The organism is Corallococcus llansteffanensis (assembly GCF_003612055.1).
Lineage (GTDB): Bacteria > Myxococcota > Myxococcia > Myxococcales > Myxococcaceae > Corallococcus > Corallococcus llansteffanensis.
This window is the reverse complement of the sequence record NZ_RAWB01000069.1, coordinates 1-25047: the sequence shown is the minus strand read 5'-3', so window position 1 is coordinate 25047 and position 25047 is coordinate 1. Positions and strand designations below refer to the sequence as shown.

The following is a 25047-nucleotide window of genomic DNA, read 5'->3' as shown; positions in this document are numbered from 1 at the left end:
GCCCGAGGCCCGCATGGTGGACGAGTCCTGCGGCTACCGGGCCGAGCGCGGCTACTACAACGGCCGCAACCCGATGCCGAAGTTCTGACCGCGCCTCACCCCAGGCACGCCCTCACCCGCTCCGCCAGGCCGTCCACGTCCGGTGAGCGCATCACGCTGAAGTGGTCGCCCTCCACGGCGTGGACCTCCACGCCGCCCAGGGCGAAGCGCTCCCACCCGAGCGAAGCCTCCCGCGCGCGCCCGTCCGTCCGGGTGGCCCGCAGCAAGGTGACGGCGCCCGGATACGCGTCCGGGACATAGCGCCACGTCGCCTGGAGGGTGCTCTCGAAGACGCGCCGCAACGTCCGCAGCTCGGCCACGCGCGCGTCGACCTCGCCGGGCCCACTGCCTTGCGCGAGGGCCTGGAGCAGCGCCTCCGGATCCCGTGCCGTCAGGCCTTCGTCATCCGGGGCCAGGGGCCCGCCGGTCTGCTGCGCGACTTCCCGCAGGAACAGCCCGGACAACACGGCCGCTTCAGCATCGGCCAGCGGCGGCGGCTCGGCGTCAGGCGCCCGTGTGTCGATGAGGAGGAGCCGGGCCACCTGCTCTCCTGACTGGACGAGCTGGCGGGCCATCTCGAAGGCGATGAGGCCTCCCAGCGACCAGCCTCCGAGCCGGTAGGGGCCGTGCGGCTGCACCTTGCGCAGCTCCTCCACGTAGTGCGCGGCCATGGCTTCGACGCGGGTGTGGGGCGCCTCCAGCCCGTCGAGCCCCCGCGCCTGGAACGCATGCACCGGCTGCTCCGGCCCCAACCTCCGGGCCAGCTCCACGTAGCACAGGACGTTGCCCCCACCCGGGTGCACGAGGAACACGGGACGCTGTCCGCCCTTCGGTTGCAGCGGCACCCGGGACGCCCAGGGCTTCAGGTGGGGTTCGGCGCGCAGGAGCTTCGCCAGGTGCTCCACCGTCGCGCCTTCGAAGAGCGCGGCCACCGGCAGGCGCCGTCCCGTCACGAGCGCGATGCGGCCCATGAGGCTGACGGCCAGGAGCGAGTGCCCTCCCAGTTCGAAGAAGTCGTCGCGGATGCCCAGGGACGGGACGCCCAGCACCTCCTGCCAGAGCGTGACGAGCCGCAGCTCCAGCGCGTCGCGGGGCGGTACCACCGTGTCGCGCGCCTCGGGCGGGGCCCACGTCGGCGCGAGCAGCGCGCGACGGTCCACCTTGCCGTGCGGCGTCAGCGGCAGCGCCTGCACGGTGACCCAGGCCGAGGGCAGCATGTACTCCGGCAGGCGGGTCCGCAGGTGGGCGCGCAGGGCCTCCACGTCCAGCGCCCCGTCCGCGGTCGGCAGCACGAAGGCCACCAGCCGGGGCCCGGTGGGCCCGTCGTCCCGCACCACCACGACCGCGTCCCGCACGGCGGGGTGCGTCCTCGCCACTGCTTCAATCTCGCTCAGCTCGATGCGGTAGCCGCGCACCTTCACCTGGAAGTCGGTGCGCCCCAGGTACTCGAGGCCGCCGTCGTCCTGGTGACGCACGCGGTCCCCCGTGCGGTACAGGCGCGCGCCCGCTTCCGCGCCGAAGGGATCCGGAACGAAGCGCTCGGCGGTGAGCCCCGGCTGGCCCAGGTAGCCCCGGCCCACGCCCGCGCCGCCGATGAACAGCTCGCCCACCATGCCAGGGGACACCGGCCGCAGCGCCGCGTCCAGCACGTACAGCCGCACGTTGCGCAGGGGCCGGCCCAGCGTCGGGGCCTCCGGACGGCCGCGGACGTCGCACGCCGTCGCGTCCACGGTGCACTCGGTGGGGCCATACACGTTGAAGAAGCGGATGCGCGGATCCGCCGCGAGCGTCCGCCAGGTGGAGGCCACCAGCGCCTCGCCGCCCACCAGCACCCGGCCCGGCACGTGGGCCGCGTCCGCGAGCCCTTCCTCCAGCAGCAGCCGCAGGTGCGCGGGCGAGCAGTCCAGGACATCCAGCCGGTAGCGCTCCACCCACTCGCGCATCAGTCGCACGTCCGCCCGCGCCTCTTCCGGCAGGATGCACAGCGTGTGTCCCGAGGCCAGTTGGATGAGCTGCTTCACGGAGGCATCGAACGTGAGCGGCGCGTTGATGCTCACCCGCAGCGGCGCCTTCGCGTCCCGGTAGACGGCGTCCTCCAGCGCGCGCAGCAGGTTCGCCACCGACGCGTGCGGGATCATCACGCCCTTGGGCCGCCCCGTGCTGCCCGACGTGTAGAGGACATAGGCGAGCTGCTCGGCGGACATCCTCACGTCCGGCGGCGTCCCGGGCTGGCGCGCGATGCGGGGCGCGTCTTCATCCAGGAGGACCACCGCCGCACCCGGAGGCCGCAGGCGGGCGGCCAGCGCGGCGTGGGTGAGGAGCACGCCCGCGGAGGCATCCTCGAACATGTGGCGCAGCCGCTCGTCGGGCGCGCCCGGGTCGAGCGGCACATACGCGCCGCCGGCCTTGAGGATGGCGAGCACGCCCAGCACGGCCTCCACCGACCGCTCCAGCAACAGCCCCACCCGAACCTCCGGCCCCACCCCCAACGCGCGCAGGTGGTGTGCGAGCCGGTTCGCGCCCGTGTCGAGCGCCTCGAACGTCAGCAACGCGTCCCCGCATCGCACCGCGGGCTCGTGGGGCGTGCGCTTCGCCTGGGCCGCGATGAGGTCGTGCAGCAGCGCGTCCTCCCGGGGCGCCGCCGTGTCGTTCCAGGCCACCAAGACCTGTTGACGCTCCTCACGCGTCAACAGCGACACGTCCCCAAGCCGCTGTCCGGCGCTGGCTGCGAGCTGTTCCAGGGCCAGGGCCCACTGCCCCAGCAGCCGCTCGATGAGGACCGACCCGAAGCGCGCCACTTCATGCGTCAGGCTGAGCGCGAGCTGCGCGCCCGGCGCCACGCTCGCGGTGAGCGGGTAGTTCGTGTGGCTGAAGTCCTGGACCTCACGCACGTCGAGCCCCTGGGCCCGCTGCTGGAGCGCCGCATCCACCGGGTAGTTCTCGAAGACGAGGAGGCTGTCGAAGAGCGGCGTGCCGCGCGGCACCTCGCTGAAGCGCTGCACCTCCGCCAGCGGGCCGTGCTCGTACGGGCCCTGTTCGGCCTGCTGCGCCTGGAGCTGCTGGAGCCAGCCGAGCACGTCCGCGTCGCGCGGCAGCCGCACCCGCACGGGCAGCGCGTTGATGAACAGGCCCACCATCGCCTCCGCCCCGGGAAGCTCCGTCGGGCGTCCGGCGACCGTGGCCCCGAAGACGACGTCGTCCTCGCCGCTCCAGCGGCCCAGCACCAACGCCCAGGCCGCTCGCGCGAGCGTGTTGAGCGTGAGCTGGTGTCGCCGGGCGAAGCCCTGCACGGCGGCTGTCGCGGGCTCCGACAGCTTGCGGACCCGCTCGTCCATCTCCCGGCGCGCGTCGCCGGTCGGCACGGGACCCTGGTCTCCCGGCAGGGGCGTGGGCGCGGTGAAGCCCCGGAGGGACTCGCGCCAGAAGCGCTCCAGCTCCGTGGACGGCTGCCGCGTCAGCCAGGCGATGTAGTCGCGGAACGCAGGGCGCGGCGGCAGGCGGGCCGGCGCCCCCCGAAGCAGCGAGTCGTAGACGGCGAAGAGATCCTGGAGCAGCAGCCCCAGGCTCCAGCCATCCAGCAGCAGGTGGTGCTGGCTCCAGACGAGCTGCCAGGCCGAGTCCCCCAGGCGCACGAGCGTCACGCGCATCAGCGGCGGACGCTGCAGCTCAAAGCCGCGGACGCGGTCCTCGGTGAGGAAGACCTCCAGGCGGCCGCGCTGCTCCGCGTCGGACAGGCCCCTCCAGTCGCGCTCCTCCCAGGGCAGGTGCGCCTGGGCGTGAACGACCTGGAGCGGTGCGTCCAGCCCCTCCCACCGGAAGCCGGTGCGCAGGATGGGATGGTGCGCGACCACCGCGTCCCAGGCACGCCGGAACGCCGCCGGGTCGAGCGCGGCGTGGAGGCGCCAGGAGGTCTGCACGAAGTAGGCGGGCGCGTCTGGCGTCAGCAGCGCGTGGAAGAGCATCCCCTGCTGCATGGGCGACAGCGGGTAGAGGTCCTCGAGGCCAGCGCCCTCTTCCCCGACGACGCGGTCGAGCGCGGGCCGGGTCAGCCCCGCCAGGGGGAAGTCCGTGGGCGTGAAGCGATGGGTGTCCCCGGAGGCGCGACCGGCCACCACGGCCCGCACGAAGTCCCGCATCGCTCCGACGAGTCCTTCCACCGTCGCGCGGGTGTGCAGGGCCTCGCTGTACGTCAGCGAGAGCTGGAGCCTGCCGCCCAGCACGAAGCCGCTGGCGTCCAGCCAGCACCGGCGCTCCCCCCGGGGATCCATTGGCGTTCCGGAGGCGCCCTCGGAGAGCGCGAAGAACGCCGAGGCCGCGGCGGAGGCATCGAGCTGCCCCAGGTAGTTGAACGACACGCGGGGACGGGGCAGTGCCCGGAGCCGTGCGGCGTCCGCTTCCGTGCCCAGCTCGCGCAGCAGCCCGTATCCCAGGCCCGGGCCCGGCAGTTGGCGCAGCTCGTCCCGCACGGCGCGCAGCACGTCCCCGGGCGTCCCGGGCGTCAGGCCCGGCAGCGGCACCGGCCAGCTCGCGGTGAACCAGCCGACGGTGCGCGACAGGTCCATGCCCTCGGTCAGCTCCTCGCGGCCGTGGGCCTCCAGCTCCACCAGCACCCGGGGTTGATCGCTCCACTGGCAGAGCGCGTGCGCGAGCGCCGCGAGCAGCACCTCCTCCAGCCGCACCCGCCACGCGCCGGGCACCTCCTGGACGAGCAGCCGCGTCTCCTCCGCGTCCAGCGCGAGCGACACCGTGCGCGCGGAGGCGAAGTCGTTGGCGCCGCCCGTGCGCTCCACCGGCAGCGTCCAGGCCTCCGCGCGGGGACCGGATGACCAGAAGCCCAGTTGCGCGCGCACGGAGTCGGACCGGGCATGGCGCGCAAGCGCGTGGGCCCAGGCCTGGAAGGAGGTGCTCTTCGCGGGAAGCCGGGGCTCCTGCGCGTCGCGGAGCTGACGGCACGCGGTCTCCAGGTCCTCCAGGAGGATGCGCCAGGAGACCGCGTCCACGGCCAGGTGGTGGACCACCAGCAACAGCCGCGCGGGCCGCCCCGGGCCGGTGTCGAAGAAGGCGGCGTTCAGCAACAGCCCCGCCTCCAGGCGCACCCCGCGCTGCACGGCCTCCGCGGCTTCGGCGACGCGGGCGTCCAGGGCCTCCGGGGGCACCGAGGTGAAGTCGAGGACCTCCAGGCGCGGCGCGACTTCAGGGCCCGCGTTGTCCTGCGCCCACGTCCCGTCCTCCCGCCGCGTGAAGCGCAGGCGCAGGGCATCGTGGTGCAGGACGAGGGCTTCGAGCGCCCGCGTCAGCAGCGCGGGCGGCAACGGCTGCTGGAGCGTCAGGAGCAGGGCCTGGTTGAAGTGGTGCGCGTGGGGCGGCGCGTCCTCCAGGAAGGCGCGCTGCACGGGCGTGAGGGGCACCGGGCCCTGCGCCAGGCCCTGCGTCCCCGCCCCTTCTTCCGCCCGCCGCGCCACCGCGGCCAGCGCGGCCACGGTCTGGTGCTGGAAGAGCTGCTTCGGGGTGAAGGCCAGCCCGGCCTGCCGCGCCTGCGCCACCACCTGGAGGCTCAGGATGGAGTCGCCCCCGAGCGCGAAGAAGTTGTCGTGGATGCCGACGCGCGCCACCCGCAGCACCCGGGCCCACAGCTCCGTCAACTGCTGTTCGGCGGCGTCGCGCGGCGGTGCGTAGTCCGTCGCGAGCGCGGAAGCCCTCTCGGCCTCGGGCGGCGGCAGGGCCTTGCGGTCCACCTTGCCGTTGGCGGTGAGGGGCATGGCCTCCACCCGCACGAAGACCGAGGGCACCATGAAGTCCGGCAGGCGCGCCTGGACGAACGCGCGCAGCCCCGCCGTCACCGGCTCCGGGCAGACGACATACGCCACCAGCCGCTTGTCACCGGCCCCCTCTCCCGCCGCCACCACGAGCGCCTGCGTCACACCCGGCGCCGCGAGGAGCGCGGACTCCACTTCCGCCAGCTCCACCCGGTAGCCGCGCACCTTGACCTGCGAGTCCATGCGGCCCAGGAACTCCAGCACGCCGTCCTTGCGCCAGCGCGCCAGGTCCCCGGTGCGATACAGCCGCGCGCCGGGCTCGTCGCCGAACGGATCCGGCACGAAGCGCTCCGCCGTCAGGGCCGGCTGATCCACGTAGCCCCGGGCCAGGCCATCACCTCCGATGAACAGCTCGCCGCTCAGCCCCGGAGCCACCAGCTCCCCGTGCGCATCCACGACGTAGACCCGCGTGTTGCCAATGGGGCGGCCAATGGGCACCGACGTACCCACCTGCTCGGCCCGCGTCATCCGGTGGCAGGTGGCGAAGAGCGTGCTCTCCGTGGGGCCGTAGCAGGCCGTGACGGGGATGCGCAGCGTCTCCAGCACGCGGCGCACGTGCGGGGCGGACACCACGTCGCCGCCGGTGAGCAGCTGCCGCACCGTGCGCAGGCCTTCCGGGTGGTGCTCCACCATCTGGGTGAAGAGCCCCGCGGTGAGGTGCAGCGTGGTGACGCCGTGGCGCACCAGCACGGCCTCCAGCTCCCGCACATCCGACGGCGCGTGCGGAGGGAAGACGACGAGCCGGGCGCCGTGCAGCAGCGCGCCCCAGACCTCCAGGGTGGACGCATCGAAGGAGATGGGCGCGATGAGCAGGAACGTCTCCTCCGGCCCCAGGTGCGCGTAGTCCACGCCGAACACCGTGCGCAGCACCCCGGCCTGCGGCGTGCCCACGCCCTTGGGGCGGCCGGTGCTCCCCGACGTGAAGTCGATATACGCGAGGCTCTGGGGATGGGCCCGCGGCAGCATCCCCTCCGGTGCGTCCCCTTCGAGGACGAGCTCGTCGAGGAGGATCGTCGTCAGTCCCTCCGCCGGCAGCCGGCCCTGCTGCGCACGCGTGGTGATGAGGACCGTGGGCCGCGCGTCCTCCAGCATGGCCACCAGCCGCTCGCGGGGATAGTCCGGATCCAGCGGTACGTACGCCCCGCCCGCCTGGAGGATGGCCACCAGCGCCACCACCAGCTCCAGCGACCGCTCCACGCAGAGCGCGACGCGGGAGTCGGTGCCCACGCCCTTCTCGCGAAGGAGCCAGGCGAGCCTCCGGGCCCGTGCGTCCAGCGCCCCGTACGTCAGCGTCTGGTCCCCGAACTCCAGGGCCACCGCGTCCCGCCGCCGGGCCACCACGTCCGCGAACACCTCCGCCAGCGTCTGGTCGCGGGGGTAGTCGGTGCGCTCCGGGTTCCACGCCACGCGGACCTGGTGGCGCTCGTCCTCCGTCAGCAATGACAGCCGTGAGAGGGGCAGCTCCGGCCGCGCCACCGCCCGCGTCAGCAACGCCTGGAAGCGCGCGGCCATCCGCTCCACCGTCGCCGCGTCGAACAGCTCCGTGCTGTATTCGAAGGCCCCGGAGAACCCGTCGTCCGTCTCCGCCAGCGACAGGCCCAGCTCGAACTTCACGGCCTCGGTGTCGGGCACGAGCGGCTCCAGGCGCAGCCCGGGCAGCGACACGGCGGACGTGGGCGCGTTCTGGAGCGACAGCACCACCTGGACGAGCGGCGCCCGGTCCAGGCTCCGCTGGGGCCGCAGCTCCTCCACCAGCTTCTCGAAGGGGACATCCTGGTGCGCATACGCACCGTGGGTCGTCTCACGCACCTGGGCGAGCAGGGCCCGGAAGGACGGGGCCAGCGAGAGCCTGGCGCGCAGCACCAGCGTGTTGACGAAGAAGCCGATGAGCCCTTCCAGCTCCTGCCTGCCACGGCCGGCGATGGGGCAGCCGATGGACACGTCGTCCTGGCCGGCGTAGCGGCCCAGCAGCACCGCGTACGCGGACAGGAGCACCATGTACGGCGTGGCGTGCTCACGCTGGGCGAGCGCCTTCACCGCGTCCGAGAGTGCGCGCGGCAGTCGCACGGGCACGCTCGCGCCCCGGAAGCCCTGCACCTCCGGACGTGCGTGGTCCGTGGGCAGCTCCAAGGCCTGCGGCGCCCCCGTCAGCTCCAGGCGCCACCACGCCAGTTGCTTCTCCAGCACCTCGCCCCGCATCCACTCGCGCTGCCACACCGCGTAGTCCGCGTACTGCAACGGCAGCTCCGGCAGCGGGGACGGCTGCCCGGAGACACCGGCGGCATAGAGCAGCGCCACCTCGCGGATGAGCACGCCCATGGACCAGCCGTCCGACACGATGTGGTGCATCGTCAGCACCAGCACGTGCTCCCCTGCTCCCAGCTTGAGCAGGCGGCCACGGAGCAGCGGGCCCTGGAGCAGGTCGAACGCGCGGCCTGCCTCCTCCTGGATGCAGCGGCGCACCTCGGCCTCGCGCGCTTCGGCGGGGACGCCGGTCAGGTCGCTCACGGGCAGGGCCATCGTGCCCGCGGGAGCAATCACCTGCTCCGGCCCATCCGCCCCGGAGCGGAACACGGTGCGCAGCGCTTCATGGCGCCGCACCAGCGTCTGGAAACACCCCTCCAGCACGCCCACGTCGAGCACGCCCTCCAGCCGCACCGCCGCGGGGAGGTTGTAGCGTGCACTGCCCGGCTCCAGCGCCTCCAGGAACCACAGCCGCTGCTGCGCGAACGACAGGCCCACCGTCGACAGGCCCGAAGCCCGACGGGGGATGGAAGCCGCGGGCGGAGCCGTCTTGCGCAGCTTGCGCAGCAGCAGCTCCTGCTTCTCGGGGGGAAGGGCAGCGAGGCGCTTCTGGAAGTCGTCCATGGAGGGGGCCGGCGCGGCCGTGGAGGCCAGTGCCTTGTGAGGGCCGGATGTGTACCAGTATAATGAGATTTCTTGTCGAGCCTCGAAGTGCGCGTGAAACAGCATTTCGTTGACGACACAAGACGACTCCACGCCATGTCCTCCTCCCGTCCGAAGCTGCCCCCCGGTCCTCATGGGCTCTGGTCTTCCCTCGCGAACGTGCGGGAGCAGATGCGCGATCCGCTGGGCATCAACGTCCGGGGGCAGCAGCGCTACGGAGACATCGTGTTGTTCCGGATGGGGACGGTGCGGGTGTTCCTGCTGTCACATCCGGACTACGTGAAATACGTACTCGCGGACCGGGTGCAGAACTTCCCCAAGCCGGGCCATGGAGCGCGCAGCGCGCTGCTGGGTCAGGGCTTGTTCCGCAGCGACGGAGAGTATTGGCGGCGTCAGCGGCGGATGGTGCAGCCGGCCTTCTCGCGCGACCGGCTCGCGGGCTGGGGCGTGACGACGGCGGTGGAGTCCACCCAGGAGATGCTGGAGCGGTGGGAGGCGCGGGCGCGTGACGGCGCGAGCTTCAACGTGGCCCAGGACATGTCGGAGCTGACCCGGGCGATGATGAGCCGGCTCGTCTTCACCGAGGACCTCGTCTCCCAGCCGGGCTCCATCCGCGACACGCTCGCGCGGATCATGCACCTGCACACGCACCGGGCCGCCGCGGTGTTCGCGCGCCTGAAGGTGCCGCTGCCGGCCGTCGTCCGGTGGAAGCGCCAGTTCCACGGCGCCATCGCGGAGCTGGACACCTCCATCCACGCGCTCATCGCCCGCAGGCGCCAGCAGCCCGCCGGGGAGGACGACGTCCTGGCGATGATGATGGCGACGCGCGATCCGGAGACCGGCGAGGGCATGAGCGACGAGCAGCTGCGCGACGAGGCCGTGAACCTCTTCGTCGCCGGCCACGAAGCGACGGCCACGACGCTGGCCTGGACCTGGTACGCGCTGGGTCGGGCGCCGGAGGTCGAGGCGCGCGTGCGCGACGAGGTGGCGCAGGTGGTGGGCGACCGCGTCCCCACCGCGCAGGAGCTCTTCCGGCTCAAGTACACCAGCCGGGTGCTGGACGAGGTGCTCCGGCTCTATCCCGCGGCCTGGACGCTCGCCCGGGAGAACGTGCAGCCGGATCAGATTGGCGGCTACGACATCCCGGCGAAGTCGCTGGTCACCTCCGTGCCGTACATCCTCCACCGGCACCCGGCGTACTGGGAGCAGCCCGACGTCTTCGACCCGGACCGCTTCACGCCGGAGCGCTCGGCCGGGCGTCCGCGCTACTGCTACATGCCGTTTGGCGGCGGGCAGCGACAGTGCATCGGCGACCGGCTGGCGCTGCTGCAGATCCTGGTGGCGCTCACCCTGACGGTGCAGCGCTTCCGGGTGGAGCTGGTCAGCGACGCCCCGGCCATCCCCGAGGCCACCTCGACGCTGCGTCCCCGGGGCGGGCTGCAAGTCCGCCTGAGCCCGATCCGAGACTCCCGGCCGCGCCCCGTCGCGGCCACCGGCAGCTGACCGCGCCCCCCTCCCTTTTTTCTGCCTTCACGGCCTGACGCCCTTCACGGGCAGGCCTCCCGTGTGCCCATGTCCTCTGTGCGTCCCGTCACTCCGCCCGTGGATTTGATTGATCTGTTGCAGGAGCGGGCCGCCACCCATGGCGACCGGCGACTGTTCACGTTCCTGGAGGACGGCGCTTCGGAGGAGTCACCGCTGGGGTACGCGGAGCTGGACCTGCGCGCGCGCCGGATTGGCGCCGCGCTCCAGCAGGTCGCCGCTCCGGGAGAGCGCGTGCTGCTGCTCTACCCGCCGGGGCTGGAGTACGTCGCGGGCTTCTTCGGGTGCCTCTACGCGGGGCTCGTCGCCGTGCCGGCCTACCCGCCCGACCCCACGCGCCTGGAGCGCACCCTGCCCCGCCTGCGCGCCATCATCCAGGACGCGCGCGCGTCGGTGGTGCTCACGACGTCCTTCCTGCAGTCGATGGGTGAGTCGCTCTTCGAGCAGGCCCCGGACCTGGCCGCGCTCAAGTGGATCGCCACCGACGCGACACCCGAGGGGGTCGAACAGGCGTGGCGCCGTCCGGAGGTCACGGCGGGCTCGCTCGCGTTCCTCCAGTACACCTCCGGGTCCACCGGCACGCCCAAGGGCGTGATGCTCAGCCACGCGAACCTGCTGCACAACCTGAAGCTCATCTCGCACGCGTTCAACATCCGGCGCGACAGCGTGGGCGTCATCTGGCTGCCGCCGTACCACGACATGGGGCTCATCGGCGGCATCCTCACGCCGCTGTACGCGAGCATCCACACGGCGCTGATGTCGCCGCTGGACTTCCTGCGGCGCCCGCTCCACTGGCTCCAGGCCATCTCCCGCTTCGGGGGCACCATCAGCGGTGGCCCCAACTTCGCCTTCGACCTGTGCGCCCGGCGCATCACCCCCGCGGAGCGCGAGGGGTTGGACCTGAGCACCTGGGAGATGGCCTTCTGCGGCGCGGAGCCCATCCGCCCGGAGACGCTGGAGCGCTTCCAGGCGGCCTTCGGGCCGTGCGGCTTCCAGCGCCGGTTCCTCTATCCCTGCTACGGCCTCGCGGAGGCGACGCTCATCGTCTCCGGCGGCGTGCAGGGCACGGAGCCCCGCCTGCGGACGGTGCGGAGCGACGCGCTGGAGCAGGGGCGCGCGGAGCCGGCGACACCGGACGCAGGTGACGTGCGGCACCTCGTGGGCTGCGGTCAGGACCTGCCGGATCAGCGGATGCTCGTCGTCGATCCGCACACCCGTGTGGAGTGCCCGCCGGGCACGGTCGGGGAGATCTGGGTCCAGGGACCGAGCGTGGCGCGCGGTTACTGGCAGCGTCCGGAGGAGACGGCGGCGGCCTTCGGTGCCCAAGTGGAAGGAGGGCCGGAGGGCGCCTTCCTGCGCACCGGCGACCTGGGCTTCCTGGCCGACGGAGAGCTGTTCGTCACCGGCCGACGCAAGGACCTCATCATCATCCGGGGACGCAACCACTACCCCCAGGACGTGGAGCTGACGGTGGAGCGCAGCCACCCGGCGCTCCGGCCCGGGTGCACCGCGGCGTTCGCCCTGGACGTGGATGGCGAGGAGCGGCTCGTCGTCGTCCAGGAGGTGGATCCGCGCAAGCTGCCCGCCTCCCCGGACGAGGTGGTGGAGGCCATCCGCCACGCCATCACGGACGCCCACGCGCTCGCGCCCCATGCCGTGGTGCTGCTGGAGCCCGGGAGCCTGCCGAAGACGTCCAGCGGGAAGATCCAACGCCACGCCTGCCGCGATGGCTTCCGGGACGGCTCGCTGCGCGCGGTGCGGACCTGGACGGAGCAGGCGAGCGCGGCCGAGGACACCGCGACGGTGCCGTCCCCGTCCGACGCGGGCAGCGACGTGCAGGGCTGGCTGCGCGAGCGGCTCGCCACGCGGCTGCGGGTGTCGTCCGCGTCGCTGGATGTCCAGGCGCCGCTCACCCGCCTGGGCCTGGACTCGCTCGCCTCCGCGGAGCTGGCGCATGACGTCGAGCGCGAGCTGGGCGTGGCGCTCCCGCTGTCACTCCTGCTCGAAGCCCCCAGCGTCACCTGGCTCGCGAGCGAGCTGTCCCGCCTGCGCGCGAGCGCTCCGGCCGAAGCCCCCTCCTCGCCCCAGGTGGGGAGTCCGGGAGAGGCGGCGCCGCTGTCCTTCGCGCAGCAGCGGCTGTGGTTCCTGGAGCAGTTGGATCCGGGCACGCCGCGCTACCACCTCCCCGCCGCGCTCCGGCTGGAGGGGCCGCTCGACGCGGTGGCGCTGGAGCAGGGACTCCAGGCGCTGGTGCGACGCCATGCGGCCCTGCGCACGATCATCGAGGTGAGGGCCTCCGGGCCCGAGCAGCGCGTGCTGCCCTTCGCTCCCCTCCCCCTGCCCCACGTCGCGCTGGAAGGCCTGGACTCCGAAGCCCGCGAGGCCGAGCTGCGGCGGCGACTGCGCGATGAGGCGCGACGGCCGTTCGACCTCGCGCGAGGGCCGCTCCTGCGCGCCACGCTGTTCCGTCTGGAGGCGCAATCGCACGTGCTGCTCCTCGTGGTGCACCACCTCGTGGCGGACGGCGCTTCGCTGGCGCTCCTCGGGCGGGAGCTGGCGGCGGGCTATGCCTCGGCGGTGACGGGACAGTCCCCCGCGCTCCCCGCGCCGTCGATCCAGTACGTGGACCATGCGCGGTGGCAGCGTGAAGCGCGGCACGACGCCGCTCGAGCGGAGCACCTGGCGTGGTGGCGGCAGCGGCTGTCGGGAGCGCCGCGCGCGCTGGCGCTGCCGACAAGCGCGGTGCGTCCCGGGAGGCGGGGCCAGCACGGCGCCTTGCTTCCCGTGCGGCTTCCCCAGACGCTGTCCGAAGGCATCCGGCAGGTGGCGCGCGCCGAGGCCGTCACCCCCTTCATGGTCTTGCTCGCGGGCTTCCAGGCCGTCCTCTCCCGCTGGTCGGGACAGGAGGACGTGAGCGTGGGCACGCCCGTCCTCGGGCGTGAGCGCGCGGGGCTGGAGGGGCTGGTCGGCCTCTTCATCAACACGCTGGTGCTGCGCACCGGGCTGTCCGGCGACCCGACCTTCCGCGAGCTGCTGGAGCGCGTGCGCGCAACGACGTTGGGGGCCTTCGCGCACCAGGGCGTGCCCTTCGAGGAGGTCGTGGAGGCGGTGCGCCCGGAGCGCGACACCGACCGCGCGCCGCTCTTCCAGGTGATGCTCGTGCTCCAACCGGATCCGCTGCCAGAACCGGGGATGCCGGGCCTCACCGTGCGGACCCTCGACGTGGACACCGGGACGGCGAAGTACGAACTCACGCTCTCCCTCACCGACACGGCGGATGGCTACGTCGGCTCGCTGGAGTTCGACACCGCGTGCTTCGACCCGACCGGCGCGGCCCGCTTCGCCGAGCACCTGCGCGTCCTGCTCACCACCGCCGTGGCGGAGCCCACGCGGCGCCTCTCCACGCTGCCCCTGCTGACCCCGGCTGAGCGCGAGCAGGTGCTGGTGACGTGGAACGCCACGCACCAGGCCCTGCCTCCCGAGGCCGGCCTGTTCCAGCGCTTCGAAGCCCAGGCCGCGCGCACGCCCGACGCCGTCGCGGTGGTGGCGGGCGGCACGCGGCTGACGTACGGGGAGCTGTCGCGGCGCGCGGCGCGGCTCGCGCGACGGTTGGCGGCGGAGGGCGTGGGCCCGGAGCAGCTCGTGGGCCTCTGCACCGAGCGGTCCGTGGAGCTGGTCGTCGGGCTGCTGGGAATCCTGCGCGCCGGAGGCGCCTGGCTGCCGTTGGATCCGTCCTACCCCCGCAAGCGGCTGGGCGCCGTGCTGCGGGACTCGGGCGCCCGCGTGGTCGTGAGCCAGCGGACGCTGGCCGGTGTGCTGCCCCTGGAGGATCAGGCCACGCTCTGGCTGGAGGACGAGGCGGACACGGAGCAGGACCTGGGCACCCCCGCGCTGGAGTCCGGGCACCTCGCCTACGCCATCTACACCTCGGGCAGCACGGGGACGCCCAAGGGCGTCCTGGTGCAGCAGCGCAACGTGCTCGACTTCTTCGCCGCCATGGATGAGCGGCTGGGCACGACGCCCGGCGTGTGGCTGGCGGTGACGAGCCTGTCCTTCGACATCTCCGTCCTGGAGTTGCTCTGGACGCTCACGCGCGGCTTCTCCGTGGTGCTCCGCGAGGACGGGTGGGACCCTTCGCAGCTCGCGGCGCGCATGCGCGAGCACGGCGTCACGCACCTGCAATGCACGCCGTCCTTCGCGCGGGCCCTGCTCCAGTCTCCGGAGGCCACCGCCGCGCTCCCTGGGTTGCGGACGTTCCTGGTGGGCGGTGAGGCCCTGCCTGCGCCGCTGGCGGAGGGCCTGCGGCGACTCGTGCCCGACGTGCTGAACATGTATGGCCCCACGGAGACCACCGTGTGGTCATCCACGCACCGCGTGCGCGACGCCGAGGACGCGACGGTGTCCATCGGCACGCCCATCGCGAACACGCGCTTCTACATCCTCGACGCGAACCTCCAGCCCGTGCCGGTAGGGGTCGCAGGAGAGCTGTACATCGCGGGCAGCGGCGTCGTCCGGGGTTACCTGGGGCGGCCCGCGCTGACCGCCGAGCGCTTCCTGCCCGAGCCCTTCGGGAGCGACCCCGGCGCGCGGATGTACCGCACCGGCGACCTGGCCCGGTGGCACGGGGACGGCACGGTGGACTTCCTCGGCCGCGTCGACTTCCAGGTGAAGGTGCGGGGCCACCGCATCGAGCTGGGAGAGGTGGAGGCGGCGCTCTCGCGTCACCCCGCGCTCGCGGCGGTCGTGGCGACGGTGCGGACCCTCGCGGGTGAGCCCTCGCTGGTGGCCTACGTCACCGCCCGGCCGGGACACGCCGTGGACACGGGCGTGCTGCGCGACTTCCTCCGGGATCGGCTCCCGGAGTTCCTGGTGCCGTCCGTCTTCATGACGCTCGACGCGCTGCCCCTGACGCCCAACGGGAAGGTGGACCGTCAGGCCCTGCCCGCTCCCCTCCAGGAGCGCCCGAGGGGACGCGACTTCGTGGCCCCGCGCTCGGACGTCGAAGCGCGGCTCGCCGCCGCCTGGGCCGAGCTGCTGGGCGTCGAGCGGGTCGGCCTCCACGACGACTTCTTCGAGCTGGGCGGCCACTCGCTGCTCGCCACGAGGCTCGTCTCCCGCGTGCGGGATCTCTTCCAGGTCGACGTGCCGCTGCGGCGCCTCTTCGAGCAGCCCACGGTCGCGGGCGTGTCGGCGTGCATCGAGGCCGGGCTCCAGCGGGGCGAGCGCAGCACCGCCGCGCCCCCGGGTCCCCGGCACCGGACGGGCCCGCTCCCGCTGTCCTCCGCGCAGCAGCGCCTGTGGTTCCAGGACCGGCTCGCGCCGGGCAGCGCCCTCTACACGCTGCCCGGAGCCCTCCGGCTTCACGGGCCGCTGGACGTGGCGGTGTTGGAGCGGTGCCTCACCGAGGTGGTGCGCCGACACGAAGCGCTGCGCACGTCGTTCCCGGAGGGCGCGGACGGCCCGGTCCAGCACATCGCACCGCCGTCTCCCGTGCGGCTGCCCCTTCATGACCTGGAGAGCCTGGACGCCGCCGCGCGCGAGGCCGAAGTGGCCCGCCGCTCCGCCGAGGAGGCCGCGCGCCCCTTCGACCTCGCGCACGGTCCGGTGCTGCGCACGGTGCTGCTGAGGCTGAGCGCGACCGAGCACGTGCTCCTCGTCGCCCTGCACCACATCGCGGCGGATGGGTGGTCCATCGGCGTGCTCGTGCGGGAGCTGGCGGCGCTCCACGACGCCTTCTCCCAGGGCCTGCCGTCCCCGCTCCCGGAGCTGCCGCTGCAATACGGGGACTACACCCTGTGGCAGCACGAACAGCTCCAGGGCGACGTGCTGGAGTCGCGCGTCGCGTACTGGCGCCAGGAGCTCGCGGGCACCACGGCCCTGCACCTGCCCACCGATTTCCCCCGTCCCTCCGCCCAGGCGTTCCACGGCGCCCGGCAGCCGGTCCACCTGCCCCTGACGCTGGTGGAGCGATTGAAGGCCGTGGGCCAGACGGAAGGCGCCAGCCTGTTCATGGGTGTGCTGGCCGCGTGGCAGGTGCTGCTGCACCGCTCCAGTGGCCAGACGGACTTCTGCGTCGGCGCCCCCGTGGCGGGACGGCAGCACTCGGAGCTGGAGGGGCTCATCGGCCTCTTCATCAACACGCTGGTGCTGCGCTCGCGCGTGGATCCGCGCGCGTCCTTCCGCGAACTGCTGCGCCAGACGCGTGAGGCGACCCTGGGGGCCTACGCCCACCAGGACCTGCCCTTCGAGAAGCTCGTGGACGTCCTGCGCGTCCCGCGCGATCCCTCCCGGTCGCCGCTCTTCCAGGTGATGTTCGCGCTGGAGAACACGCCCCGGGCGTCGCTGGAGACGCAGGGCCTGACGCTGACGCTCACCGAGCAGGCCCTCGACACCGCGAAGTACGACCTCACCCTCTCCCTGGCCGAGGACGCGACCGGGCTCACCGGGTACCTGGAGTACGACACCGCGCTCTTCACGGCGGGGACCGCGGCCCGCCTGGCGGAGCACCTGCACACCCTGCTGGAGGGGCTCGTGGCGGCTCCCGGACAGCCCGTGGCCGACCTGCCCATGCTCCGGCCCGACGCGCTCCACCGGCTGCTCGTGGACTGGAACGACACGGGGGCCGCACTGCCCGCGAGCCCCGTGCACGCGCAGTTCGCCGCCCAGGCCGCGCGCACGCCCGATGCCCTCGCGCTCGACTTCGAGGGGCAGATCGTCACGTACGGCGAGCTGGGGGCCCGCTCCAACCAACTGGCCGACTTCCTCCGTGAGCAGGGCGTGGGTCCGGAGGTCCGGGTCGCGCTGTGCGTGGAGCGTTCGCCGGAGTGGGTGGTGGGAATGCTCGGCATCCTCAAGGCCGGTGGCGCCTTCGTGCCGCTCGATCCTGCGCTTCCCCTTCAGCGCCTGGACTTCCTGCTGGAAGATAGCGCCGCGTCGCTCGTGCTCACGTCGCGGAGCCTGAGCGACCGGTTCACCGCCCACGGCGTGCGTGTGGTGTGCCTGGACACGGAGGCCGCCGGACTTGCGCAACGGTCCACCCGGGCCCCCGACGTGGCGGTCCACCCGGAGCACCTGGCCTACGTCATCTACACGTCGGGCAGCACGGGCCGTCCCAAGGGGACGCTGCTCGTGCACCGCGGCCTGGGCAACACGGCGCTCGCCGCGGTGAAGGCCCACGGCTTCCGGCCGGACAGCCGGGTGTTGCAGTTCGCCTCCGCGGGCTTCGACGCGTCGGTGTGCGAGGTCTTCGCGACGCTGCTCGCGGGCGCCACGCTCGTCCTCGCCCCTCGGGAGCGGCTGTTGCCGGACGCGCCCCTGCGCACGCTGCTGGAGGCGCAGCGCATCAGCGCGGTGACGCTGACCCCGTCCGTGCTCGCGCTCCTGTCACCCCAGGGACTGCCGCGCCTGGAGACCGTCATCTCCGCGGGCGAGGCGTTGCCCGGCGAGGTGGCGCGGCGTTGGAGCCAGGGCCGCACGCTTCTCAATGCCTACGGCCCCACCGAGGTCACGGTGTGCGCCACCATCACGCGCCAGCCGGTGACGCCGGAGCGCGTGACGCTCGGCCAGCCGTGGGCGAACGTGCGGGTGTACGTGCTGGATGTCTTCCTGCGGCCCGTCCCCGAAGGCGTGGGCGGCGAGCTGTTCGTGGCGGGTCCCGGGGTGGCGCGCGGCTACCTGGGCCAGCCGGGGCTCACCGCCGAGCGCTTCGTTCCGGATCCGTTCCACCCGGAGCCGGGCGGCCGCATGTACCGCACCGGCGACCGGGTGCGGTGGAGCGCCGACGGGCAGCTCGAATACCTGGGCCGCATGGACGCCCAGGTGAAGCTGCGCGGCTTCCGAGTCGAGCCGGGTGAAGTGGAGGCCGTGCTGCGCTCCCATCCGGACGTGCGCGAGGCCGTGGTCCTGGTGCGCGAGGACGCGCCCGCCGAGCCGCGCCTCGTGGCGTACGTGACGCAGCGGGCGCCCACCCCGGTCCCGGAGATGCGGGCCTTCCTCGCCGCGAGGCTGCCGGAGTACCTGGTGCCGTCGGCGTTCGTCGTCCTGGACGTGCTGCCCCTGTCGGCCAGCGGCAAGGTGGACGCCTCAGCCCTGCCCTCACCGGAAGCCGTCGTCGTGGCCCCCACGGCCGCCCCCGCCACGCCCACGGAGGCGCTGGTCGCGGGCATCTGGGCGGAGGTGCTGCGCCAGCCTGCGGTGGATCCGCACCGAAGCTTCTTCGAGCAGGGCGGACACTCGCTGCTCGCCACGCAGGTCATGACCCGGCTGCGGTCCCGCCTGGGCGTGGAGCTGCCCCTGCGGGAGCTGTTCGAGTCGCCCACCGTGGTGACGCTGGCGCGCGCCGTGGATGCGGCGCAGCGCTCGGGCACCGAAGCGCAGGCGCCCGCCCTGGATCGATCCAGTCGGAAGGAAGCCCTGCCGCTGTCCTTCGCCCAGCAGCGCCTCTGGTTCCTCGACCAGCTCGAGCCCGGGAGCGCCGCCTACAACACCCTGGCCGCGCTGCGCATCGAGGGCGCGCTGGATCCGCGCGCCCTGGAGCGCGCGTTCCAGTTCCTCACGCAGCGCCACGAAGCCCTGCGCACCACGTTCCGCGAGGACGCTGCGGGCGGGGTCCAGTGCATCGCGCCGGAGGTGTCCGTCCCCCTGACGCGCGTGGACCTCACGGGCCTGCCGGAAGCAGAGCGCGAAGCGGAGGGCCGGAAGCGGCTCGACGCGGAGTCTCTGAAGCCGTTCGACCTCGTGCTCGGCCCGCTGCTGCGCACCCACCTCTTCCAGCACTCCGACCGGCACCACGTGCTGCTGCTGACGATGCACCACATCGTGTCGGACGGCTGGTCCATGGGCGTGCTCGTCCGTGAGGTGGTGGCGCTCTACGAGGCCTTCCTGGAGGGCCGTGCCTCGCCGCTGCCGGAGCTGCCGTTGCAGTACGCGGACTACGCGGTGTGGCAGCGCGGGTGGATGCAGGGCGAGGTGCTGGAGAAGCAACTGGCGTGGTGGCGGCAGGAGCTGACGGGAGCGCCCCATGCGCTGGAGCTGCCCACGGACCACGCGCGTCCGGAGGTGCAGGGCTTCCAGGGCGCGAGCGTGCCCGTGCGGCTGCCGCGTGCGCTCTCGGACGCGGTGAAGGCGCTCGCCTGGCGCGAGCACGCCACGCCGTACATGGTGCTGCTGTCCGCCTACGCGGTGTTGCTGGGCCGCTACGCCGGCCAGGACGACGTGTCCATCGGCTGCCCCATCGCCGGCCGGGGCAGGCAGGAGCTGGAAGGGCTCATCGGCTTCTTCGTCAACACGCTGGTGCTGCGCACCCGGCTCTCGGAGGCCCCGTCCTTCCGGGCCCTGCTCGCCCAGGTGCGCGAGACGACGCTCGGCGCCTACGCGCACCAGGACGTCCCCTTCGAGAAGCTGGTGGAGGAGCTGCGGCCGCAGCGCAGCCTGGACCGGGCGCCGCTCATCCAGACGCTGCTCATTCTCCAGAACGCGCCCATGCCGACGCTCGCGGTGGGCGGCGCACGCCTGGAGTTGCTGGAGGTGGAGGGCCGGACGACGCGCTTCGAGCTGACCCTCAACCTCACCGAGACGGAAGACGGCTTCCAGGGCACCTTCGACTACGGCACGGAGCTGTTCAAGGCCGCGACCGTGGAGCGGATGGCCGCGCACTTCCAGGTACTGCTGGAAGAGGCGGTAGCACGGCCGGAGCAGCGCCTGTCGCGGCTGCCACTGCTGACGGCACCGGAGCGCCAGCGCCTGCTGGTGGACTGGAATGACACCCGGTCGGACTACCCGAGGGACGCCTCCATCGTGGACGTCTTCGCCGAGCAGGTCGCGAAGCACCGGGATGCGGTGGCCCTGGAGTTCGGGGACCAGACGCTGACGTACGGAGCGCTGGACGAGCGCGCCAACCAGCTCGCCTGGCATCTGCGCGAGCGGGGCGTGGTGGCCGAGGAGCGCGTGGCACTCTGCGTGGAGCGCTCGCTGGAGCTGGTGGTGGCGCTCCTGGGCATCCTCAAGGCTGGCGGTGTCTACGTGCCGCTGGACGCGGGCTATCCGCGCGAGCGCCTGGTGCACATGGTGTCCCAGGCCCGTGCCCGCGTGCTGGTGACGACGCGCGACGTGTCCGCGCGCCTGGGCGACCTGGCGGTGCCGGAGGTGCTGCTGGACGCGCACGCGGACGTGCTCGCGCGCAAGCCGACGCACGCGCCCGACAGCGGCGTCGCGGGGGAACACCTCGCATATATCGACTTCACCTCGGGAACCACGGGCGGGCCCAAGGGCGTGTGCATCACGCACGGCTCGGTGCTGCGCACGGTGCGCGGCGTGGACTACGCGCACCTGTCGGGTGAGACGTACCTGCTGATCGCGCCCATCACCTTCGACGCATCCACCCTGGAGGTCTGGGGACCGCTGCTCAACGGGGGTCGGCTGGTGGTGTACCCGCCGCGACCGCCGGGCGATCCCCGGGAGCTGGCCGAGGTGCTGACGCGGCACGGGGTGACGCTGCTGCACCTCACCGCGGGCCTCTTCTCGCAGATGGTGGATGCGCACCTGGAGGGCCTCGCGGGCGTGCGGCAGTTGCTGACGGGCGGAGACGTGGTGTCGCCCCCGCACGTCCAGAAGGTGCTGGAGTCGCTGCGCATCCCCGTGACGGCCTGCTACGGCCCCACGGAGGGCACGCTCTTCACGAGCTGCTGGCGCATGGAGACCGTGGCGCAGGCCGGCGCGCCGGTGCCCATCGGCCGGCCCCTGGGCAACACGCGCGTCTATGTGCTGGGCGCTGACCTGGAGCCGGAGCCCGTGGGCCTCCAGGGCGAGCTGTACGTCGCCGGAGACGGCCTGGCGCGCGGCTACCTGGAGCAGCCGGGGCTCACCGCCGAGCGCTTCATCCCCGACCCCTTCAGCGCCACGCCCGGAGCGCGCCTGTACCGCACCGGCGACCTGGTGCGCTGGCGCGAGGACGGGGTGCTGGAGTTCGTGGGCCGGCGCGACACGCAGGTGAAGGTGCGCGGCTTCCGCGTGGAGCCAGGTGAAGTGGAGTCCGCGCTGCGCTCCCATCCGGACGTGCGCGAGGCCGTGGTGGTGGCGCGTGAGGACGTGCCCGGCGTGAAGCGCCTCGTGGGCTACGTGGTAGGCCCGGCGGCGGACGCGTTGCCCGCGCTGCGCACCTCCCTGCAGGAGCGCCTGCCCGAATACATGGTGCCCGCGGCGCTGATGGCGCTGGAGGCCCTGCCCCTCACGTCGAACGGCAAGGTGGACCGTCGAGCCCTGCCCGCGCCGGAGAGCCGGCCGGAGCTGCCCCAGCGCTACGTGGCGCCGCGCACGCCGCTGGAAGCACGGCTCGCGGACGTCTGGGCGAAGGTGCTGGGCCTGACGTCGGTGGGCGTGGAGGACAACTTCTTCGCCCTGGGGGGCGACTCCATCAGCAGCCTCCAGGTGGTGGCGCGGGCGCGACAGGCGGGGCTGCGCGTCACGCCCAAGCAGCTCTTCCAACACCAGACGGTGGCGCTGCTGGCCCAGGTGGTGGACGCGGACGGTGGCGCTCGGGACACCGACGCGGTGGTGGAAGGGCCGGTGACGCTGACGCCAGTGCAGAGGGCGTTCTTCGAGGAGGCCCGTGAACAGCCGCACCACTTCAACCAGTCGTTGCTCCTGGTGCTGAAGGAGCCGGTGGAGCCCGCGCACCTGGAGCAGGCGCTCCAGGCGCTCACGGCGCATCACGATGCCCTGCGCCTGCGCTTCACCCAGGTCGATGGCGTCTGGACCCAGGCCCACCACGCAGGGCCGGGGCCCGCGCTCCGGCTGGAGCGCGTGGATCTGTCCCAGGTGTCGGAGCCTGGCCTGCCGGCGGCGCTGGAGGCCGCGTGCGCGCGGGTCCAGGGCAGCCTGGATCTGTCCGAGGGCCTGCTCCTGCGCGCGGCCCTCTTCGACTGCGGCCCCGACCGCCAGGCGCGGCTGCTGCTGGCCATCCACCACCTGGCCGTGGACGCCGTCTCCTGGCGCATCCTCCTGGAGGACCTGGAGACGGCCTGTGTCCAGCTCGGCCAGGGCCAGCCCGTGACGTTGCCGCCGAAGTCCACCTCCTTCCAGACGTGGGCGCGCCGACTGGGGGAGTACGCGGGCTCCGACGCGGTGCGGGCTGAAGCCCCCCACTGGCGGTCGCTCGGGGCCACGCCGTATCCACCCCTGCGGGTGGACCTGCCGTCGGGGATCAACACCGTGGAGTCCGCGGCGGAGGTCTCCGTCGAGCTGGACGCTGAACAGACGCGCCTGCTGTTCCAAGAGGTCCCCGGCGCCTACCGGGCCCGTCCGGACGAGGTGCTGCTGGCGGCGCTGGCCGCGTCCCTGGCACGCCACGCGGGGCAGCCCTTCGTGGCGGTGGAGCTGGAGGGCCACGGCCGCGAGGACGTGCTCGCGGATCTGGACGTGTCGCGCACCGTGGGCTGGTTCACGTCCACCCATCCGGTGGCGATCACCGTGTCCGCCAACGCCAGTCCCGGAGAGCTGCTGCGTGCGGTGCGGGACACCGTGCGACAGATGCCGGGCCGGGGGCTCGGCTACGGCCTGCTGCGATACCTGGGCTCCGCGGAGCTGTCCGCGAGCCTGGGCGCGCTTCCCCGCCCGCAGGTGGCCTTCAACTACCTGGGCCAGTGGGACGCGACCGCGCAGGGTTCGAAGCACTTCGCGCGCGCCCCCGAGGGGACAGGCCCCCTCCACGCCCCGGGGGCCCTGCGCTCCCACGTGCTCGAGGTGGGCGCCCTGGTGCTGGAAGGAACGCTGCGCGTGTCCTTCACGTACAGCCGGGCCCTGCATCGTCCGGAGACGGTGGAGGCCCTGGCGCACGGAGTGGTGGGGACGCTGCACGCGCTCATCGCGGGCCGCGCCTCCGACGATGCCTCGCGCGTCACCCCGGGCGACTTCCCTCTGGCCCGCCTGACCCCGGACCGGCTCGCGGCGCTGCACGCGCGCATCCCGGAGCTCGAGGACGTCTATCCCCTGTCCCCCATGCAGCAGGGCATCCTGTTCCACGCCCTGCTGGAGCCCTCCGCCACCGCCTATCTCGTCCAGTCCTCCATCGACGTCGCATCCGCGCTCGACGTGGCGGCGCTGCGCGGAGCGTGGCAGGCGTTGATGGATCGCCACCCCATCCTGCGCACCAGCTTCCTCTGGGAAGGGCTGGAGGAGCCGCTGCAGGTCGTGTGGCGCTCCACGCCGCTGCCCTGGGTGGAGCACGACTGGCGACACCTGACACCCGAGGCCCGGGAGCAGGAGCTTCAAGCGCTGCTGGAAGCGGACCGCGCCCGGGGCTTCGTCCTGTCCGAGGCCCCGCTGATGCGCCTGTTCCTGGTGCGGCTGGGCGACTCCGCGCACCGGCTCATCTGGACGCAGCACCACCTGCTGCTGGATGGCTGGAGCCTGGGCTTCGTGTTCCAGGAGCTGCTCGGCACCTATGAGTCCCTGCGCCGGAAGGAGCCTCCGGCCCCCACCGCCCGGCCGCCCTTCCGCGACTACATCGCCTGGCTTCGCGAGCAGCCCCTCGCCCAGGCCGAGTCCTTCTGGCGCGAGGCCCTCCAGGGCTTCTCCACGCCCACCCCGCTGCCGGTGGGAGCGCCCCCGTCCGCGAACCGTGTGGGCATGGACGAGCACCGCCTCCTGCTGTCGACGGAGGACACCGCCGCGCTCCAGGCCTTCACGCGCCAGCACCAGCTCACGCTCAACACGCTGGTGCGGGCCGCCTGGGCGCTGCTGTTGGATCGTCACGGCGGAGGAGACGACGTCCTCTTCGGCGTGACGGTCGCCGGCAGACCTCCGGAGCTGCCCGGGGCGGACCGGATGATGGGCCTGTTCATCAACTCCGTGCCCGCGCGGATCCGCCTCCCCGCCGACGCCGCCGTGGTGCCCTGGCTGAAGCAGTTGCAGGACGCCCAGCAGCGCACGCTGGCGCACGAGCACGTCCCGCTGGTGCGCATCCAGGGCTGGAGCGAGGTGCCCCGGGGCACGCCGCTCTTCGACAGCCTGCTCGTCTTCGAGAACTATCCGCTCGACGCCGCCCTCCAGCGCGCCGGCGGGCCGCTCGACGTGCGCGCCGTCGAAAGCTTCGACCACACCCACTACCCGCTCACGCTGGGGGTGTTCCCCGGCACACGGCTGGCCCTGCGGCTTTCCTACATGCGCGCCCGCTACGACGCGGGCACCGTCGAGCGCCTCGTGGAGCAGCTGCGCCTCGCGCTGCGCTCCCTCACGTCCGGCACCGCGCGAAGGCTCGCGGACGTGTCGCTCCTGTCCAACGAAGATCGCCACCGCCTGCTGCGCGCCTGGAACGACACGCGCACGGACTGGGACGCGGAGGCCGTGGTGACCGCGCTCTTCGAGGCCCGCGTGGCGCGGACCCCCGATGCCACCGCGCTCTCCTTCGAGGGCCAGCACCTCACGTACGCGGAGCTGGACCGCCGCGCCAACCAGCTCGCGTGGCACCTGCGCGAGCGCGGCGTGGGCGCGGACGTGCTCGTGGGCCTGAGCGTGGAGCGCTCCCTGGACCTCGTGGTGGGCATGCTCGGCATCCTCAAGGCCGGCGGCGCCTACGTCCCGTTGGATCCCACCCTGCCCCAGGAGCGCCTGGCCTTCATGATGGAGTCCGCGGGCCTGATGCTCCTGGTCACCCGCGACGCCATCGCGGATCAGCTCCCGTCCCGGGGTGAGCAGCTCATCTGCCTGGACTCGGACGCGGCCCGCATCGCCACGGCCCCCTCCACGC

At 73.2% G+C, this 25047-nt stretch carries 3 protein-coding genes; 2 read left to right on the top strand and 1 reads right to left on the bottom strand.

The genetic code is table 11. The annotated features are described in order from the left end of the window. Positions 1–95: 95 nt before the first annotated feature. Positions 96–8723, bottom strand: a complete 8628-nt coding sequence (locus D7V93_RS09220; protein ID WP_158623685.1) for a non-ribosomal peptide synthetase — start codon at positions 8721–8723, stop codon at positions 96–98. A 135-nt stretch (positions 8724–8858) separates the two neighbouring features. Between D7V93_RS09220 and D7V93_RS09215 the strand changes: the two genes are divergently transcribed. Both D7V93_RS09215 and D7V93_RS09210 read left to right on the top strand, forming a co-directional pair. Then, positions 8859–10265 (top strand): cytochrome P450, encoded by a 1407-nt coding sequence (locus tag D7V93_RS09215; RefSeq protein ID WP_120643033.1) that lies wholly within the window; start codon positions 8859–8861, stop codon positions 10263–10265. Between the two features lie 69 nt (positions 10266–10334). Next, positions 10335–25047, top strand: a 14713-nt coding sequence (locus D7V93_RS09210; RefSeq protein WP_147451097.1) for a non-ribosomal peptide synthase/polyketide synthase, incomplete at its 3' end; no start/stop codon positions are given.